18 protein-coding genes are annotated in these 17,119 nt (G+C 73.4%); 10 read left to right on the top strand and 8 right to left on the bottom strand.

All coding sequences use genetic code 11. The annotated features are described in order from the left end of the window. Positions 1-3: 3 nt before the first annotated feature. From EV378_RS30595 to EV378_RS30570, 6 genes are all read right to left on the bottom strand, one after another. Complete coding sequence (locus tag EV378_RS30595; RefSeq protein ID WP_132430832.1) at positions 4-639, bottom strand: enoyl-CoA hydratase/isomerase family protein; 636 nt, start codon at positions 637-639, stop codon at positions 4-6. Beyond that, positions 636-1,826 carry a CaiB/BaiF CoA transferase family protein gene (locus tag EV378_RS30590; RefSeq protein ID WP_132430830.1) on the bottom strand — a complete coding sequence of 397 codons (1,191 nt, stop codon included), beginning with the start codon at positions 1,824-1,826 and terminating at the stop codon, positions 636-638. The genes EV378_RS30595 and EV378_RS30590 overlap by 4 nt, the downstream gene beginning before the upstream one ends. After that, on the bottom strand, positions 1,827-2,756 hold the full coding sequence (locus EV378_RS30585) for an alpha/beta hydrolase (protein ID WP_243653843.1): 930 nt from the start codon (positions 2,754-2,756) through the stop codon (positions 1,827-1,829). Further along, entirely contained in the window at positions 2,753-3,451 is a 699-nt protein-coding gene (locus EV378_RS30580; protein WP_132430828.1) for a Crp/Fnr family transcriptional regulator, read from the bottom strand. The genes EV378_RS30585 and EV378_RS30580 overlap by 4 nt, the downstream gene beginning before the upstream one ends. Before the next feature lie 46 nt (positions 3,452-3,497). After that, positions 3,498-4,418, bottom strand: a complete 921-nt coding sequence (locus tag EV378_RS30575; RefSeq protein WP_243653842.1) for an alpha/beta fold hydrolase — start codon at positions 4,416-4,418, stop codon at positions 3,498-3,500. Positions 4,419-4,489: 71 nt separating this feature from the next. Further along, positions 4,490-5,356 carry an LLM class F420-dependent oxidoreductase gene (locus EV378_RS30570; RefSeq protein ID WP_132430826.1) on the bottom strand — a complete coding sequence of 289 codons (867 nt, stop codon included), beginning with the start codon at positions 5,354-5,356 and terminating at the stop codon, positions 4,490-4,492. A 646-nt stretch (positions 5,357-6,002) separates the two neighbouring features. Between EV378_RS30570 and EV378_RS30565 the strand changes: the two genes are divergently transcribed. The 6 genes from EV378_RS30565 (at position 6,003) to EV378_RS30540 (ending at position 12,463) form a co-directional block, all read left to right on the top strand. Continuing rightward, positions 6,003-7,253: an ROK family transcriptional regulator gene (locus tag EV378_RS30565; RefSeq protein ID WP_132430825.1), complete on the top strand. Its 1,251-nt coding sequence runs from the start codon at positions 6,003-6,005 to the stop codon at positions 7,251-7,253. A gap of 252 nt (positions 7,254-7,505) precedes the next feature. After that, positions 7,506-8,468 (top strand): TauD/TfdA dioxygenase family protein, encoded by a 963-nt coding sequence (locus EV378_RS30560; protein WP_132430824.1) that lies wholly within the window; start codon positions 7,506-7,508, stop codon positions 8,466-8,468. A 29-nt stretch (positions 8,469-8,497) separates the two neighbouring features. Then, a complete protein-coding gene (locus tag EV378_RS30555) occupies positions 8,498-9,556 on the top strand; it encodes a PhnD/SsuA/transferrin family substrate-binding protein (RefSeq protein ID WP_207908909.1) in 1,059 nt (352 codons plus the stop codon). Further along, on the top strand, positions 9,553-10,413 hold the full coding sequence (locus EV378_RS30550) for an ABC transporter permease (protein WP_132430823.1): 861 nt from the start codon (positions 9,553-9,555) through the stop codon (positions 10,411-10,413). Before EV378_RS30555 ends, EV378_RS30550 begins: the two co-directional genes overlap by 4 nt. After that, positions 10,389-11,117: an ABC transporter ATP-binding protein gene (locus tag EV378_RS30545; protein WP_132430822.1), complete on the top strand. Its 729-nt coding sequence runs from the start codon at positions 10,389-10,391 to the stop codon at positions 11,115-11,117. The genes EV378_RS30550 and EV378_RS30545 overlap by 25 nt, the downstream gene beginning before the upstream one ends. Continuing rightward, positions 11,114-12,463 carry an LLM class flavin-dependent oxidoreductase gene (locus EV378_RS30540; protein ID WP_132430821.1) on the top strand — a complete coding sequence of 450 codons (1,350 nt, stop codon included), beginning with the start codon at positions 11,114-11,116 and terminating at the stop codon, positions 12,461-12,463. The genes EV378_RS30545 and EV378_RS30540 overlap by 4 nt, the downstream gene beginning before the upstream one ends. 115 nt (positions 12,464-12,578) lie before the next feature. Here the strand turns inward: EV378_RS30540 and EV378_RS30535 are convergent, their stop codons facing one another. Together EV378_RS30535 and EV378_RS30530 are read right to left on the bottom strand one after the other, a co-directional pair. Continuing rightward, positions 12,579-13,886 carry an NtaA/DmoA family FMN-dependent monooxygenase gene (locus EV378_RS30535; protein WP_243653841.1) on the bottom strand — a complete coding sequence of 436 codons (1,308 nt, stop codon included), beginning with the start codon at positions 13,884-13,886 and terminating at the stop codon, positions 12,579-12,581. Positions 13,887-14,013: 127 nt separating this feature from the next. Beyond that, the gene (locus EV378_RS30530; RefSeq protein ID WP_132430820.1) at positions 14,014-14,775 is read right to left on the bottom strand and encodes an SDR family oxidoreductase; all 762 of its coding nucleotides are present in this window, start codon (positions 14,773-14,775) and stop codon (positions 14,014-14,016) included. 130 nt (positions 14,776-14,905) lie between these two features. Here EV378_RS30530 and EV378_RS30525 point away from each other — a divergent pair, with 130 nt between their 5' ends. The 4 genes from EV378_RS30525 to EV378_RS30510 are packed head-to-tail and all read left to right on the top strand — an operon-like array spanning position 14,906 to position 17,094. Next, positions 14,906-15,289 (top strand): winged helix-turn-helix transcriptional regulator, encoded by a 384-nt coding sequence (locus EV378_RS30525; protein ID WP_132430819.1) that lies wholly within the window; start codon positions 14,906-14,908, stop codon positions 15,287-15,289. Continuing rightward, on the top strand, positions 15,286-15,654 hold the full coding sequence (locus EV378_RS30520) for a nuclear transport factor 2 family protein (protein ID WP_132430818.1): 369 nt from the start codon (positions 15,286-15,288) through the stop codon (positions 15,652-15,654). Before EV378_RS30525 ends, EV378_RS30520 begins: the two co-directional genes overlap by 4 nt. 35 nt (positions 15,655-15,689) lie before the next feature. Next, positions 15,690-16,733 (top strand): MDR family NADP-dependent oxidoreductase, encoded by a 1,044-nt coding sequence (locus tag EV378_RS36840; RefSeq protein WP_207908907.1) that lies wholly within the window; start codon positions 15,690-15,692, stop codon positions 16,731-16,733. Beyond that, a complete protein-coding gene (locus EV378_RS30510; RefSeq protein ID WP_132430816.1) occupies positions 16,720-17,094 on the top strand; it encodes a MerR family transcriptional regulator in 375 nt (124 codons plus the stop codon). Before EV378_RS36840 ends, EV378_RS30510 begins: the two co-directional genes overlap by 14 nt. The last annotated feature ends 25 nt before the right edge of the window (positions 17,095-17,119 follow it).

Below are 17,119 nucleotides of genomic sequence, written 5' to 3'. Positions count from 1 at the left end.
GACCTACCCGCCGGCCCGTAGCGTCGCGGCCGTCGCCAGGACGGCGTGGCGGGGCGCGGTGCGCAGCCCGGCCAGGATCGGCTCGACGGCGGCCTGCAGGTCGTCGGTGCACCGGTCGACCAGCCCGTGGCGGGCGGCCGCGTCCCCGTCCCACGTCTCGCCGCCGTAGAGCAGCAGGGCGGCCGAGCCGGGCCGCACGACCTGCAGGAGCCGCTGGACGTGGACCGGCTCGTAGACGATCCCGTGGCGCAGCGACGGGATGGCGAACCGCGAGCGTGGCGTGCAGATCCGCAGGTCGCAGGCCAGGGCGAGGCTGGCGCCGGCCCCGAGGCACGGGCCGTCGACCACGGCGAGCGTGGGCGGGGCGAGATCGCGCAGCCGCAGCACCGTGGACTCGGCGAGCTCCTGGATCCCGCCGACGTGCTCGGGGTCCGGGATTCGGAGCTCGTCGAGGTCGGCGCCTGCCGAGAAGCTCCCGCCGGCTCCGCCCAGCACGACCGCGACGACGTCCCGGTCCTCGAGCGCGTCGAGATGGCGCCGCAGCGTCGTCCACATCCGGCCGGTCACGGCGTTGCGCTTGGCGGGCCGGTCGAGCGTGATGCGGGCGACCCGGTCGGTGACGTCGAGCGTGACGGTCATTCCCGCCCCACCACGTGGTCGCGGACCAGCGTCCTGGCGACCTCCCCCTCGATCCCGATCTCGGCGAGCAGCGCGAGCGTGTCCTCACCGACCGCAGGGGCCCTCCGGTGGGCACGGGGGGCGCCGTCGGCGACGAGCGGGGTGTTCACGATCCGCCGCTGCCCGAACCGTTCCGCGTCGCCGGGTCCCTCGCCCGGGAACATCCGGCGCGCGGCGTACTGCGGGTCGGCGAGCATCCCCGGGACGTCGTTGACCGGTCCACAGGGGACTCCCGCTTCCCGGAGCCGCTCGATCCAGTGGTCCCGCGGTGCCGTGCCGAACCGCTGCTGCAGCAGGTCGGCGAGCTCCGCGCGACGGGTGAAGCGGGCGTACTCGCCGTCGAAGCGCGGGTCGGCGGACAGATCGACCGCCAGCACGGCGCACAGGTCCTTCCACGACCGCTCGGTCGCGCCGATCACCAGGGTCTCGCCGTCGGAGCACGTGAAGGCCTCGTACGGCGCGGTGAGACGGTGCGCGGTCCCCAGCGGACCGGGCGCGGTACCGGTGCCGACGAAGTCGGCGACCTCCCAGACCGACCAGCCAGCGATGGTGTCCGCGAGCGAGACGTCGATGTAGGCACCGCCGTGTCCCGCCCTGGCCCGCAGCAGCGCCGCGAGCACCCCGATCGCCCCCCACATCCCGGTGCCGAGGTCCCCGATGGGATAGCCCGCCTTCGCGAGGTCGCCACCCGTGCTGCCGGTGACGCTCAGCAGCCCCCCGTAGGCCTGCGCGACGAGGTCGATGCCCTTCGCGTCGCGCATCGGCCCGAACTGCCCGAACCCGGAGATCGAGCAGTACACGAGGTCGGGGCAGTCGCCCTTGAGGTCGTCGTAGGACAGGCCCCGGCGCGCCATGGCACCGACCCGGAAGTTCTCCACCAGCACGTCCGAGCGTGCGGCCAGCGCCTTCACGACGTCCCGCCCGCGTTCGGACCGGATGTCGACGGCCAGGCTGCGCTTGTTGCGGTGGATCATGTCGAACGGCAGCGGGGTCTGCTCGTCGCCCACGAGCCTGCGGCGCAGTGCGTCCCCCTCGACCGGCTCGACCTTGATCACCTCCGCGCCGAGGTCGGACAGGATCGTCGTGCAGTACGGACCGGCCAGGGCGCCGGTGACGTCCAGGACCCGGACACCCGCGAGGAAGTGCACCTACCGATCTCCTTCCGGGCCGAGCATCGTGCGCAGCACGACGCCCTCCTCCGCTGTCTGGCGCTCGCTCACCGCGGCGCCCCGGACCAGGACCGAGCCGTGGTAGGTGCCCGGGAACAGGTGCAGCTCGACGGGGACGCCGGCGCCCAGCAGCGACTGCGCGAACGCGACCGCCTCGTCGCGCAGCGGGTCGAGCTCCGCCGCCGCGACGTACGTGCGCGGGAGTCCCCGGAGGTCGAGGGCCCGTGCCGGTGCGGCGTACGCCGGCACCTCGGCACTGCCCGGCGCGAGGGCCCCGAGGTAGGCCGACCAGCAGATCTGCAGGTCACGTCGCGTCAGGGCCGGGGTGTCGGTGAACCGCAGGCTGCTGGCGGTCGCGAGCCGGTCGTCCAGCATCGGCGAGACGAGGACCAGGCCGCGGACCGGTGGTGTGCCCCGGTCGCGGGCCATCAGCGCCGCCGCGGCGGCGAGCCCGCCGCCCGCGCTGACACCGTGCAGGACGACCCGCGCGGGATCGATGTCCAGGTCGGGCAGACCGGTCAGTCCGGTGTAGACGTCGTCGACCGGGGCCGGGAACGGCCACTCGGGTGCCAGCCGGTACCCGACCGACACGACGGCGGCGCCGGTCTCCCGCGCGATCTCGACGGTGCGGAGGTGGTCCGAACCCAGGCCGCCGAGCACGAAGCCGCCACCGTGCACGTGGTAGACGGCCCCGTCGCCGGTGGCGCGGTCCGGCCGGTACATCCGCAGCCGGACGTCGTGCCCGTCGGCGGCGCGGACGGTGTGGTCGGAGACGGTGACGTCGTCGGGAGGCGCGGGCGGAGAGGGACTCGCCGTGATCCGCCGGGCCCGCGCCACGTCGGTCCGGTCGATCCGGGGCAGGGCAGCCGCGGCCGCGCGCAGCTCGGCGTCCAGTGCGTAGGTGCTCACGACGGGTCCGAGTCCCGGGTCCAGCCGCCCAGCGGGCTCGACGCCAGCGAGCGCAGCCGGGCCGGGTCCTCGATCCAGATCTGCCGTCGCGAGCGGCGGATCGCGCCGGTGTCGGTCAGCTTCTTCAACGCCCGCGCGACGACCTCCCGTACCGAGCCGATCGCGTTGGCCAGCTCCGTCTGGTCGGTCTGCACGAGCAGGCCACGGGCGGTCGGCGTCGCCATCTCGAGCAGGTGCCTGCTCACCCGCTGCTGCACGGATCCGAACAGGTTGTCCTCGTAGTAGGCGACCGTCTCGTAGGTGGACTCGGCCAGGTAGACGGCCACCCGGTAGCTCAGCTCGGGATGCCGGAGCATGAGACGCCGGAACGTGTCGGGGTTCAGGACCGACACCTCGCAGGCGGTGACCGCATGCAGCGAGGCGGGCGCCCCGTGCGTCAGCATCGCGGGGACGGCGGTGATCTGCCCGACGGTCATGTAGCGCGTGGTGACCTCGCGGCCGTCCCACGACGTGATCGCTGCCCGTACCCGTCCACTGTGGATGAGGGCGACACGGTAGTCGTCGTTCGCCCGGCAGATGACCGCCCCGGCCGGGTAGGTCGCGACCCGGCTGTCCCCGAGCAGCGTGTCCCGGATCTGCGGGTCCTGGTCGGACAGGAAGCTCCTCGACCACGCCTGCAGTGCACGGGGGTTCATCTCGCACCTCGCCTCGTCGCCGGGGTTCCCCTGCACGAGGACGCCGTTACCGGACAACAGACTCGGGCCGATCCATGTCGAACTGCAAGGTCGCCCGGGACCGGGGGTCCCGTCGGGGCCACGACCCCGACCGCACACGGGCCAGGAACCAGCGCAGCAGGGCGGTGAAGCGGTGCGGGTCCTCCAGGTTCGGCACGTGCCCGCCGTTCGGCAGCACGGCCAGTCCGCAGGCGGGGACGGTCCGCTTGAGCAGCAGGCCGGTCGACAGGCAGGCCTCGTCCTCGTCCCCGGCGACGGCGAGCAGGGGCGCCGCGAGCCCGGCGAGGTCGTCGACCAGGTCGTGCAGGGCGGGCCTGCGGCCCTGGACCTCGACGATCGTGTGCGCCAGTCCCTCGACGGAGAACCCGGCGAACTGCGCGACCATCGCGTCCCACGCCGCCCGGTCGGCCGCCTTGAGCTGGATCCGGCTGGGCCCGTCCGCCATCCGCCGGCCCACGTGCCCGGCCCCGCGCGAGCGCAGCGCGGCGGCGACCGCGCCGGTCTCCGCGAGGTACGCCGCACGCGTCGTCGGGTCGGAGCCCGACCCGACGCTCGCGGCCAGGATCGAACGGACCCGGTCGGGATGGCGCAGGCCCAGCTGCAGGGCCGTGTACCCGCCCATCGACAGACCGACGACGTGGGCGGACCCGACGCCGAGCGCGTCGAGCACCGCGACGGCGTCGTCCACGGCGCGCCGCCACGAGTACGCCGCGGGATCGGACGGGACGTCGGACGGCAGGTAACCACGCGCGGCGAACGTGATGCACCGGTGGTCGGCGGCGAGGTCCGCGACCTGCGCGGCCCAGCTGCGCTGGTCCCCCGCGTACTCGTGCAGGAGCAGGATCGGAGTGCCGCTCCCGGTCTCGGTCACCGCCAGCCGTACGTCGTCCGACGTCGGGACCGTCCATCGCCGCCCTGTCGCGTCCACGTCGTCGCCTCCTTCCGCGTCCGCGGCCATGGTCGCCGTGCCGCGTGGCCGGGTCTGTGACCCAGGTCCGCTCACAGCGCCGCGGCCGCCGGGATGATCCGCTCCCCGAACAGATCCAGTGGGGCGATCGCGGCCGCCCCCGGGACCCGGCCGTGGGCGTGGGTGAACCCCATCCGGGCCAGCCGGTCCAGCTCGTCGACGATCGCCCCCACGTGCTCGCCGCGCGGGCCGGGATCCAGGGGGAGCACGACGGTCTTCTCGATGTCGTCGTAGTCGCGTCCGACGGCCGCGCAGTGCTCGCGCAGGACGTCCAGCTTCCGTTCGAGCTCCGGTGAGGCGAACAGGTTGCACGCGTCCGCGTACCGGGCGACGAGACGCAGCGTGCGCCGCTCACCCCCACCCGCCACCAGGATCGGTGGACGGCGCAGCGGCTGCGGCGCGTTGAGCGTCCGCTCCAGCGTGTAGTGCCTGCCCGCGTACGGCTTGTCCTCGTCGGACCACATCTGCAGGCAGATCTGGAGCGTCTCCTCCAGCCGGTCGAAGCGCTCCGCCGTGGGCGGGAACGGCAGCCCGAGCCCGCGGGCCTCGTCCGCGTACCAGCCCGCGCCGACGCCCAGCCACGCCCGGCCGCCGCTGAGGACGTCCAGCGTGGTCACGCACTTGGTCAGCAGCGCCGGTTCGCGGAACGTCACCGCGCTCACCCAGGTCAGCAGCTCGACCCGCGACGTACAGGCCGCAAGGAAGCCCAGCGTCGTGTAGGCCTCGAGCATCTCGCTCTCGGCCGACCCGTTCGCCGGGATCTGCCACAGGTGGTCCGCGACCGCCAGTCGCGCGAAACCCGCGTCCTCCGCGACGGTCGCGACCCGCCGCAGCGTCGTCGCGAGCGCAGGCGGACCGCCGGGGACGGTGAAGTCCGAGAGCTGCAGGCCGATCTTCATGGGCGACACCGCCTCCGCGTCCGGCGACTGACCGGACGGATCCTGCCTGCTTGACACCCGGGGGGATGTGACTTGGGTCGGCCGACCCGTGGCGCCATTGGCACCGTGGTGGCGAACGACACGACCGGCCCGTCATCCCGACGGCACCGCGTACCGCACCGCCCTCGCTGCCCTCGGCGGACGGATCGAGGACCTGGAGGCCGCACACTCGTCGAGCTCGCCTACGAGTGGCTACTCCCCGACCAGTCGTTCCACGACCACTTCGCGCTGGTCCGCGAGATCCGGACGGCACCGGACCGCTTCCCCGGCGCGCCTCGACGACACTGCACAGTCCACTAGGGACGACGCCGGGTAGGCTCAGGTCCGCGGCCTCGAGCAGCGCGGCGAAGCACCCGGCCGTCGGGCTTCACGATGTCGTGAACGACGCGCGCCGCACTGTTACTGTCGCCCGGTGATCGGTCTCCGGTGCGTCAGTGTCATCGCGCAGGCGTCCGACCTCCGTTCCCGTCGGCACGTCGATCTGCGACGTCAGGCCAGCGCCATCTGTTCCGCGGTCGCCCCCCGCTGAAGCCGTCCGCGTCCGAGGGTCCGCCCCGGGCGCCCTCGACGCTTCGGTGCCCCGTCCGCCGAGCAGATCCGGACAGCCATGACCCTCGCGCGAGCCGACGTCCCCACCACCCGTCCCGAACCGCCCGGTGACCGACGCACGAGCACGGCGTCGGTGGTCCTGCGCGCAGTTCTCGACCACGGCCCGTTGCCCCGCAGCACGATCGCCCGTCTCACGGGGTTGAGCGGCGCCGCGGTGAGCAGGCAGTGCGCCGAGCTGAGCGAGCTCGGCCTGCTGCGCGAACGCCCGGTGCGGCCTGCGCGTGCCGTCGTCGGTCGGCCGCACGTTCCGGTGGACGTCGACGTCCGGCGCCACGTGGTCGTCGGCGTCCACATCGCCTTGCTGCACTGGACGTTCGTCCTGACCGACCTCCGCGGCCGCGTGCTGGCCGAGCGGCGGACGCCGCACCGGGACCCGTCCCCGTTGGCCGTGCTGGCCGACATCGGATCACGTACGCCCACCCTGCTCGACGAGCACGCCGAGGGCCGCGCACCGCTCGGCGTCGGCGTCGCCACCGGTGGCTGGGTGGACCCCGAGAGCGGCGTCGTGGTCCGGCACGCACAGCTGGGCTGGACCGACGTCGAGGTCGGCCGGGTGCTGGAGGACACCCTCGGGATCCCGGTGCGGGTGGAGAGCCATTCGCGTGCGCTCGCCAAGGCCGAGCAGCTGATCGGCGACCACCGGACGCGCGCCCGCAGCAGCCAGGTACACCTGTTCGTGGGCAACGTCGTGGACGCGGCCATCGCGACCGGGGACACGGTGCTGCACGGCCCCCGCTCGGCCGCCGGCGACGTCAGCCACCTGCACACCGGCGCGGGAACGATCCTGCCGGCGGCCAGCTGCCCGTGCGGGCGAAGCGGCTGCGTACAGGCGACGGTCGCCGACCGACAGCTGACCGCACACGTCCGCAGGCGGAACCTGCTGCCGGACGCGACGTTCGCCGATGTCCTGACGTCGCTGGAGGCGAACGAGCCGTGGGCCGTCGACCTGTTCCGCGACCGGATCGGGCTCGTGGCCCGGGTCGTCGCGCTGTTGATCGACGTGATCAACCCGGAGATCCTCGTGGTGAGCGAGGCGGGCCTGGCCCGTCGCCCCGAGCTGCTCGACGTGCTGCACGCGGAGGTCGGGCGGCTCTCGCACGCACGCCCGGATCCGGCGGACGCCGTGGTCGCCAGCTCGTTCGGGCCGGGCGCGCTCGGCGTCGCCGCGAGCGCGGTCGTGCTCGACGAGACCTACAGCCGTCCTCTGTGGATTCAGCCGGTATCGGTGCCGCGACCAGCACGGACTTAATTACCGGCGTCGCAAAATTGACTTCGTTCCAGCGGCCCGCCCACGATGGATCCATGACCGCCGCGCACCTGACCAGGGCCGCTCGCCCGGGGTGCGCGTGTCGCTGTATCCGCGGGTGACCGCGCGCCGTCCTCAGCGCTGAGCAGCCCTGCGCCCCGGTCCCCCGCACTTCACCGAGCCCGTCCCGCCCGCACCCGTGTCCGGGTGCGAGCGGGTGATCACCCCTGCTCGAACCCGCCGAGAGGACCCACCATGACCGTCGCACCCGAACGCACCGGCGTGGACGTCGCGCCCGTCGCCGGCCACATCGGAGCCGAGATCACCGGCGTCGACCTGACCCGCCCGCTCACCGACGAGGCCGGCGCCCGCATCACCGAGGCCCTGCACCGCCACAAGGTGATCTTCTTCCGTGACCAGGAGCTCGACCACGCCGCGCAGATCGCGTTCGGACGGCACTTCGGCGAGCTCACCTACGCCCACCCGCACGACGACGCACCACCGGAGGGCCACCCGGAGATCTTCACGATCGACCCGGAGCGCTACGCCCGCCGCTACGGCAACGACCCGGCCGCGACGAACCGCCGCAAGTACAGCTACGTCGCCGGCTGGCACACCGACGTCACGGCCGCGGTGAACCCACCCGCGGTGTCGGTCCTGCGGGCCGAGGTCGTGCCCGAGATCGGCGGCGACACCACCTGGACGAACCTCGTCGCCGCCTACCAGGGCCTGTCCGCGCCGGTACGGGCGTTCGTCGACGGACTGCGCGCCGAGCACCGCTACGGCGGCGATCGGAAGCCCACCGGGGACAACGGCTACGCCAAGCGCGTCAACGACAACCTCCTCGTCGCCCACCACCCCGTGGTGCGGGTGCACCCGGTCACCGGCGAGCGGGCGCTGTTCGTGAACCCGGGCTTCACCAGCCACGTCCTCGACGTCGAGCCGCGGGAGAGCCGGGCGATCCTGGACCTTCTCTACGCCGAGATCACCCGCCCCGAGTACACGGTCCGCTTCCGGTGGCGGCCCGGCAGTCTGGCCGTCTGGGACAACCGGGCGACCGCGCACCTCGCGCCGGCCGACCTGGACCATCTCGACGTCCGCAGGACGCTGCACCGCGTCACCGTGATCGGTGACCGTCCGGTCGGACCGGACGGTCGGGAGTCCGAGCTCGTGTCGGGGCGTCCGTTCACCGCCGACCACGCCGTCGTCGTCGACTGACGGCTCAGCTGCCTCCCGGAGACGACACCGTGACCGTTCGACGTTCCCGATCCACCCTGGCCGGGGCCGCGGTGCTCGCCGGGGCGCTGCTGTTGTCCGCGTGCGGCGGGGGCGGCGGCGCCGAGCTGGCCGCCGATGCCCCGCTGCCGACGCAGGTGCCGCCCGGCACCGAACTCGTCATCGCCGACCAGGCCGAGGCGCAGCAGGTCGCGCTGAAGGCCTCCGGCGAGCTCGGCCGGCTGCCGTTCACACCCAGGTTCGCCAACTTCACCGGCGGCCCGGCGATCCTCGAGGCGTTCCGGGCCGGCGCGGCGGACATCGCCAGCGTCGGTGACACGCCGCCGATCCAGGCCCTCGTCGCCGGCGACGACGTGCCGATCGTCCTGGCCAAGCAGAACGACCCGTCGAGCACCCAGCTGGCGGTCGCCCCTGGCAGGCCGATCCGCAAGCTCGCCGACCTGCGCGGGGCGAAGATCGCCTACGCCGAGGGCACCGCCCAGCAGGTGATCGTGCTGCGGGCGTTGGCGAAGGCCGGGCTGACGACCGCCGACGTCCAGCTCGTGCGGCTGCAGCTCGGCGACTTCAACGACGCCGTCCGGACCGGCCAGGTCGACGTCGCTGTCCTCAACGAGCCCCGTCTGACCCGCTTCCTCACCGAGGCCGGCCCGCGGGGCGGCGGTGTGATCGACCCCGCCGAGACGGCGGACACGTCGTCCGGGCTGAACTACCTCTACGCGCGGCGCGCCGCGCTGCAGGACCCGGCGAAGGCCGCCGCCATCCGGGCCTACGTCCAGCACTACATCGCCGCCCAGCAGTGGGTGAACACGCACAACGCCGAGTGGGTGCAGCAGTACTACGTGGACAACCAGGGCATCCCGGCAGCGGACGGGAAGCGGATCATCGACTCGCTGGGACCCAGCTCGTTCCCACGGCTCGACACCGCGCTCGTGGCCCGCCAGCAGAACACGATCGACGTCATGGCCCGGGCCGGGGAACTGCCGAGACCGGCGACCGCCGCCGACGGCTTCGACCTGCGCTTCGACCAGGTCGTCGCCGAGGCGGGCACGAGGACGGGGGCACCACGATGACCGAGCTCTCCCTGTCCCGGCCCGCCGGCCGTCGCGCTCAGCCGGCCGACGGCGACCGGCTCCTGCCCCGCCCGGTGCGGCGCGGCCGGCTCGGGCCCGGACGGGCCGTCCCCGGCGGCCTCGCACTCGGCCCGCTGCTACTGCTCGCCGCCTGGGCGATCGCGTCCGGGACCGGTCTCCTCGGCTCGAGCACGCTCTCTCCACCGTGGACGGTGGTGACGACGGCCGTCGAGCTCACCGTCGACGGCCGGCTGCCCAGCAACCTGCTCACCTCGGTCGTGCGCGCGGCGATCGCGCTGGTGATCGGTGTGGCAGCGGGCGTCGTGCTCGCGCTGGCGTCCGGGCTGAGCCGGGTCGGCGAAGCCGTCATCGACGGCCCGGTGCAGATCAAGCGGGCGATCCCGACGCTGGCGCTGATCCCGCTGGCGATCATCTGGTTCGGGATCGGCGAGGAGATGAAGATCATCGTGATCGCGGCGAGCGTGTTCGTCCCGGTCTACATCAACACCCACGCCGCGCTGCGCGGCGTCGACGCGCGCTACGTCGAGCTGGCGGAGACCGTGCGGCTGAGCCGGTCGGTGTTCATCCGCAGGGTGGCGCTCCCGGGAGCCCTACCGGGCTTCTTCACCGGTCTGCGGCTGGCCGTGACGATCTCCTGGCTGGCACTCGTCGTCGTCGAGCAGGTGAACGCGACGAGCGGGATCGGCTACCTGATGACGCAGGCCCGCAACTACGCCCAGACCGACATCATCGTCGTCGGACTCGTGGTCTACGCATTGTTCGGCCTGGTCAGCGACACGGTGGTGCGCCGGATCGAGAGGAGGGCGCTGTCGTGGCGACGGACGCTGGGGAGCTGACCACCACGGCGGTGCGTGCACGCGGCCTGACCCGAGGGTTCGACGGGCACGCCGTGCTCGACGACGTGGACCTCGACATCGCGCCCGGCGAGTTCGTCGTGCTCCTGGGGCGCAGCGGCTCGGGCAAGAGCACGCTGCTGCGCGCACTGGCCGAGCTCGACGACGGTGTGGACGGCTCCGGGGATCTGTGGGTGCCCGATTCCCGGGCGGTGATCTTCCAGGATTCCCGGTTGTTGCCGTGGGCGCGAGCACTCGACAACGTCGTGATCGGCCTCGATCCGGGGCCGGCGTCGCTGGAGCGCGGCCGGACCGCGCTCTCCGAGGTCGAACTCGGCGGCCGCGAGAGGGCCTGGCCGAACGAGCTGTCCGGCGGCGAGGCGCAACGTGTCGCGCTCGCGCGGGCACTGGTCCGGGAACCCGCGCTGCTGCTGGCCGACGAGCCGTTCGGCGCCCTCGACGCGCTCACCCGGATCCGGATGCACGTGCTGCTGCGCGAGCTCTACGACCGGCACCGACCCGCCGTCCTGCTCGTCACCCACGACGTCGACGAAGCCGTAGCGCTCGCCGACCGCGTGCTCGTGCTCGAGGCCGGGCGGGTCGTGACCGACCGCCGGATCGACGTCGACCGGCCGCGCGACGACCGCGACCCGGACGTGCTCGCCCATCGCGACATCCTCCTCGAAGCCCTGGGGGTGGCCCGATGAACCGGCAGCTGAGTCTCAACGCGTTCGTCTACCCGGCCGGGCACCACGAAGCGGCCTGGCGGCACCCGACGAGTGCACCGCACCGGATCTACGACGTCGACTACTACCGGGAGATCGCCCGCACCGCGGAGGCCGCGACGCTCGACGCCGTCTTCTTCGCCGACGGCCCCGCGCTGCAGGGCGACGTCACCTACAACGCCGTCGGCCGCCTCGAGCCGATCACCGTGCTGACCGCGATGGCGACGGCGACCGAGCGGCTCGGGCTGATCGCCACCGCGTCGACGACCTACTACGAGCCCTACAACCTGGCCCGCCTGTTCGGGTCACTCGACCACCTCTCCCGTGGGCGTGCCGGCTGGAACATCGTCACGACCGGCAACGACGCGGCGGCGGCGAACTTCGGCCTCGACGCCCACCCCGACCACGCCACCCGCTACGAGCGCGCGCAGGAGTTCGTCGACGCCGTGGTCGGGCTGTGGAACAGCTGGGAGGACGACGCGATCCTGCTGGACACGGCCGCTGGTCTGTACGCCGACCCGTCGAAGATCCACGAGATCGACCACCGCGGCGTCCACCTGCGGGTCCGCGGACCGCTGAACCAGCCACGCCCGCCACAGGGGCATCCCGTGCTGGTGCAGGCCGGCGCGTCCAACGACGGTCGCGCGTTCGCCGGCCGCAACGCCGAGGCGATCTTCACCGCGCACCAGCGGCTGGCCGACGCGCAGGCCTTCCACGACGACGTGCGGTCGCGGGCGCGCTCGTTCGGCCGCAACCCCGACGACGTCAAGGTGCTCCCCGGGATCAGCCCGTTCATCGCCGGCACCGAGGAGGCGGCGAAGGCTCTGGAGCGCGAGTTCGACGAGCTGACCGTCCCGGCGTACGGCCTGCGCCAGCTCGAGAAGATCACCGACCGCACGCTGGCCCACCTGGACCTCGACGCCCCGGTGCCGCCCGGACTGTTCGGGGACTCAGGCGACGTCACCGACAACCAGCGCAGCAGGCTGCAGGTCGTCGCCGGCATCGTCGAACGCGAGCACCCGACCCTGCGACGGCTGCTGCACCGGCTGGCCGGCGCCCGCGGCCACCGTGTCGTGGCCGGCACACCCGAGCAGATCGCCGACACCATGCAGGAGTGGTTCACCCGGGGCGCAGCCGACGGCTTCAACGTGATGCCGCCGTCCTACCCCGGCGGCCTCGAGGTGTTCGTCGAAACCGTGGTGCCCATCCTGCGCGAGCGCGGACTCTTCCGACGGGAGTACACCGGTCGCACGCTGCGCGAGCACCTGGGACTAGGACACCCGGCGAACCCCTGGTCCCGGAGCCGGACCAGGCCCGTCGGCGCATGACCCGGCCTGGACCGACGTACGGACCGAAGCCGGCGTTCTCACCGTCCGCCGTCACCGCCACGCAGCGGGTGCGCGCCGTCACCGTCGACATCGAGTGCGACGATCAGACCGCCGGTCATGCCGTCCTTCCCGACCGGGGCGGCAGATCCAGCCCGAGGTTGTCCCGCAGGGTGGTCCCGGTGTAGTCGTCGGCGACGATCCCGCGCTTGCGCAGCTCGTGCAGCAGGCCGTTCACGACGAAGTCGTGCTGGACCGGGTTCGCGAGGCCCTGCAGGGAGATCACGTCGAGCACGCCGGCCCGGAACCGTTCCTCGACCGCGTCGGCCAGCTGCTCCGGGGTGCCCGCGACCGCCCAGTGCCCGGTGTCCTGGGCGGCGACCACGAGTTCGCGCAGCGTGTAGCCCTGCCGGACGTAGCCGGAGAAGATGCCGACCCGGCCCCGGCGGCGGTTCACCGACGCGACGTCGGGCAGCAGGCTCTCCGGTAGCGGCGCGTCGAGCGGGAGCTCGGACAGGTCGAGGCCGCCGCCGAGCATGTCGGCCACCTGGACCCGGCCGCGGTCGAAGTCGAGCGCCTCGCGCCGCTCGGCGACGATGCGCTGCGCCTCCTGTTCGGTCGCGCCGTAGGTGGCGTGGAACGAGCTGAAGATCAGTGGTAGTCCGCCCGGCCGTCCGTGCCGCTCGGCCTGGTTCCGGATGTTCCGGGTGAACTCCCGCGCGATGTCCAGTGTGGGCAGCGAGGTGAACACGATCTCGGCGTAGCGGGCGCCCAGCGCGGTCCCCGCCTCGGACTGGCCGGCCTGGATCTGCACCGGCCGGCCCTGGGGCAGCGGCGGGATGTTCAGCGGTCCGGCCACGGAGAAGAAGCGTCCCGAGTGGTCGATCGGGTGCACGCGGTCGCGGTCGAGCACCGCGCGGCCGTCCGGTCCCGCGGTCAGCGCGCCGGGCCGCCAGCTGTCCCACAGCGCGTTGACGACATCGAGGGTCTCCGCCGCACGGGCGTAGCGGTCCTCCGGGCTGGGCAGGGCGCCCGGACCGAAGTTCTCCTCTCCGATCGAGGAGGTGACCAGGTTCCAGGCGGCGCGGCCGTTGCTGACGTGGTCCAGCGTGCCGAACAGCCTGGCCAGGTTGTACGGGTGGTGGAACGTCGTCGAGACCGTGGCGATCAGCCCGATCCGGGACGTCACCTGGCTCAACGCCGAGACGAACACGAGCGGCTCCTGCGAGCCGATCGCGCCCTGCGCATCGAAGCTCAGCAGGTCCGCGGTGAACAGCGCGTCGATCCGCGCGGCCTCGGCGAGCCCGGCCACCCGGACGGCCTGGTCCAATGTAGACCGATTCGGGTCGACGGCGAGGTCGTAGGTCTCCGAGGTGCCGCCAGCTCCGGTCACGGTCTTCAGCGTCCTGCGCGGCGTGGCGATCACGACGACTCTCCATCGGTCCGGGCGGGAGGCCGCACGTCGGGGTCCGATCGCGACCGTACGTCGGCAGTCGGACGCGGTGTCAAGGCGACGCGGACCACTCCGGCACTCTCGATCCGGACATGCGGCGTCAGACCGCGCTCGGCCCGCCGACGAGCACCGACCAACCGGCGTCGAGGCGCACCGTCGAGCCGGTCGCGATACGCAGCTCGGGGCCGAGCAGCACGGCGACGGCCGCGGCGACGTCGCGCGGCTCGACCATGCGGCCCAGGACCGACGCGTCGTCGAGCTCCGCATGGCGGTCCGCCGGGAGCGCTTCCGTGGCCGGGCCGCGCACCGCTCCCGGCGCGACGGTCAGCACCGTAATTCCGTCCCGGGCACTCTCGGCCGCGACGTGCCGGGCGAACGTGGCCAGCGCCGCCTTCGCCGTCCCGTGTGCGAGGCGCCCGCCGCCCACGTAGTCCGCGGCGGTGCTGCCCACGTAGACGATCCGCCCCTGCCCCCGGGCCCGCATCAGCGGCAGGACCTGCTGCGTCACGTGGAACGCGCCTGCGAGCTCGCCGGTGATCTTGGAGGCGAACGCGTCCCAGCCGAGCGACGTGAGTGGCGCGAACGGCGGCGGCGCGGTGTTCGCGTTGACAACGAGCGCGTCGACGCCGCCCCGGCGCTGCACGACGAGCGCCAGCATCTCCGCGACCTCGTCCGGATCGGTGACGTCGGCACGCACCGCCTCCGCGCCACCACCCGCGCGCCGCACCTCGTCGACGACGGCGTCGGCGGCGGGGCCGTCGCGCCGGTAGTTGACGATCACGTGGTGCCCGCGGGCACCGAGGTCCCGGACGACCGCCGCGCCGATGCCGCGACCGCCACCCGTCACCAGAACCGTGCCCATCACACCCTCCCCGACCCTGCGACCTGGTCGCTAACCTACGGAGAGCGCGACGGTTCCGGAACGCGCTCACCGCCGGGTGAGCGGCTCACCGGACGGTGAGCCCGCCGGAAGGAGGGAGGCGACGGTCCACGTGAGTGACGCACGTCATGCCGACTGCCCCGCCCGGGAGGTTCTCGACCACCTCACCGGCCGCTGGGCGGTGCTCGTGCTCGGCGTCCTGCGGAGCCGCGCGCACCGCTACCACGAGCTGCGGGCCGAGGTGGACGGCATCAGCGACAAGATGCTGTCCCACACCCTGCGGGTTCTGACCGGCGACGGCCTGCTCGACCGCGTCGTGACGGCGGCGAGCCCGCCGGAGGTGACCTACTCGCTGACCGACCTCGGCCGTGGCGCATCGGCGGCCCTGCAGCCGATGCTGGACTGGATCCGCGACCACGCCGAGGAGATCACGTCGGCGGGCCGGAAGAAACCCGATGGCGTGACCCGCGGTGCCCGGCCGACGATCGGCCGATGACCGACGACCCCGACCTGCACGACGTCGTCGACCGCGAGCTGCGCCTGCAGGACCCGGCCGTGCGGCGCTCCAGGGCGGCCGCATCGCAGCTCCTGGATCCGGACTTCCACGAGTTCGGCGCGTCCGGACGGACGTGGGACCACGAGTCCGTCCTGGACATGATGGCCGTCGAGGAGGCGCCGCCGCCGGAGACCGACCGGATCGTCGCGACCCGCCTCGCCGACGACGTCGTGCTGCTCACCTACCGCACCCGGCGTCCCGGCCGGACCGCGCTGCGCAGCTCGGTGTGGCGTCGCCGCGACGGTGGGCCGTGGCGCGTGGTCTTCCACCAGGGAACCGTCGTACCCGAGCCCGGGCAGACTTGACCTTGACGTGCACGTCAAGGCCTAGCGTCCCGGCCGTGACCACCCACACCGCGTCCCACCCCGTCTCGCACCAGGTCCGGCTGACCCGCCGCCCTTCGGTCGACCCGTCCCGCGACGACTTCACCGTGGCTCGGGTGCCGGTCCCGCCGCTCGCCGACGGGCAGGTGTTGGTCCGCAACACCCACCTGGCACTGGGGGCGGTGATGCGCGGCCTGATCCTTGGAAGCGCCGCTCCGCTACCCGCCTATCCGGTCGGTGACGCGCTGTTCGGACCGGCGGTCGGGCGGGTCGTGGACTCGACGGTCCCGGACCTGCGCGCGGGGCAGTGGGTCCGGCACCGGTCCGGATGGCGGGACCTGGCGTGGGGACCCGCGGCCGGCTTCGCGCCGCTCGACACCGCGACACTGCCGGACCCGGTGGCGCACCTGCTGCCCGGGCCGGTCGCCGATGTCGGCATGCGCGCCGCCGCCGGGGTACGGGCCGGTGACACTGTGCTGGTGACCGGCGCGGCCGGATCGGTGGGCAGCCTGGCCGGGCAGGTAGCGCGCCTGCTGGGTGCCTCCCGGGTGATCGGCACCGCGGGCGGCGCCGACAAGGCCGCGTGGGCCGAGACCGTCCTCGGGTACGACCGGGTGCTGGACCACCGCGTCTCCGACCTGGGTGTCTCGCTGGCCGCGGAGGTTCCGGACGGACTCGACGCGGTCTTCGACACCGTCGGTGGTACCCAGCTGGAGACGGCGGTCGCGCTGACGCGCCCCCGGGCGCGGATCGCCCTGTGCGGGTCCCTGGCCTCCCAGTTCGGCGACGGCGACCGCGGGCTGCATCTCGACCCGTCCGTCGTGATCGGCAGCCGGCTGACACTGGCCGGGTTCGTCCCTGCCGACCACCCGGAGCTGGTCGCGGCCTGGCCGGACCGGCTCGCGACCTGGCTCGCAGAGGGGCGTTTCCACCTACCCGTGCACCGTGCCGAGGCCGTCGGCGACGAGCCGTTGCAGGCCGCCGTCGACGGCATCCTGGACCTGTTCGCCGGCCGTACCCGCGGCACGGTGGTGGTCTACTTGGACGATGCGCATCGCTGAGGCCGCCCGCGCGACCGGCACCACCCCGCGGGCGCTGCGCTGGTACGAAGAGCACGGCCTGCTCGACCCGTCGCGCACCGCCGCCGGATACCGGGACTACGGCGAGCCGGAGCTGCGCCGCATCACGACCATCACGATTCTGCAGGCCACCGGGTTCACGCTGGGCGACCTGGCCGCCTTCACCGAGCTCCTCGACCGGCCCGTCCCCGAGACGCTCACCGACCGGCCTGTCACCCCGCGCTGCGCCACCGCGATCGCCGTCACCCGCGCCCGGCTCGCGACTCTCGACCGGCACCTGGCCGACGTGGCCGCGCTGCGCGACCGGCTCGCGGGCCTCCTCGACGGCGCCGGCACGGTGTGAGGACCACGCCCGACGGGATCGTCGG

The sequence above is a fragment of the Pseudonocardia endophytica genome, assembly GCF_004339565.1.
In the GTDB taxonomy this organism is placed as follows: Bacteria; Actinomycetota; Actinomycetes; order Mycobacteriales; family Pseudonocardiaceae; genus Pseudonocardia; species Pseudonocardia endophytica.
This window is presented reverse-complemented; position numbering and strand designations above follow the sequence as displayed.